Annotated in this window: 1 protein-coding gene; it reads left to right on the forward strand. The window is 50.2% G+C overall.

From position 1 onward, the window contains the following. A partial coding sequence (locus OH458_RS21935; RefSeq protein ID WP_269979853.1) for a T1SS-143 repeat domain-containing protein occupies window positions 1–895 on the forward strand: 895 nt, incomplete at both ends.

Consider the following 895-nt stretch of genomic DNA (forward strand, 5'->3'; position numbering starts at 1 on the left):
CACGCAGCAACTTGACCAGACTGTCACTGGTGAGCAGAAATTTGATTACCCAGAAGGCACGCTCTATATCACGCTTAATGGTGAGATGCGCTTTGAACCTAATCGCGATCTAGACCATGAGAATGGCGATATTGTGAAAGACATCGTCGTTACTTCGGGTGACTTTGATAAAGACAGTGTCAGCGCCACGGTCACCTTAACCATCCAAGATGGCGACGATCCAGTGATCAACACTGTTCCGTCGGTAAGTCTATCTGAGTCTCAATTAACCGATGGCTCGGCGCCAAGCGGCAGTGCAGTCCAAGCCACAAGCACAATCAGTTATACCGAAGGCAGTGACAGCTTAAGTCACTTCCGCCTTGAGCCAAGTGAGTTCAATACCGACGGCTCGCTTAAGTCGAATGGGCTTGTGGTTGAGCTACGAGAAGAGCCCGCAGATTCTGGCCAGTATATCGGCGTTACCACAGCGGCGAACGGTGTGGAGACAACGGTGTTTACGCTCAACTTCGATGGCACCAACAAAGGCGATTACACCTTTACGCTGATTGAAGCCATCGATCACGCCAATGCCGAGGGCAACAACGCACTCAGCTTTGCGCTGCCCGTTTATATGGTCGACAGCGACGGTGATAATTCCGCCAAAGCCGATCTCGATATCACCATCACTGATGATGTCCAGTTAATGCAAAATGGCAGTTGGACCATCACTGAGCCGAATCAAGGTGAAAATCCAACCACTGCGACTATCGATGTGATGCCTGCACACAGTGCTGATGGCGCCACCATCACCGAGTTTAAGTTTGGTGACAACCCAACGCAGCAGCTTGATCAAAGCATCACTGGTGAGCAGAAATTTGATTACCCAGAAGGCTTGCTTTATATCACTCTTGACGGT

Origin of the sequence: Vibrio sp. MarTm2, from assembly GCF_027587055.1 — a bacterium.
Taxonomy (GTDB): Bacteria; Pseudomonadota; Gammaproteobacteria; order Enterobacterales; family Vibrionaceae; genus Vibrio; species Vibrio sinaloensis_D.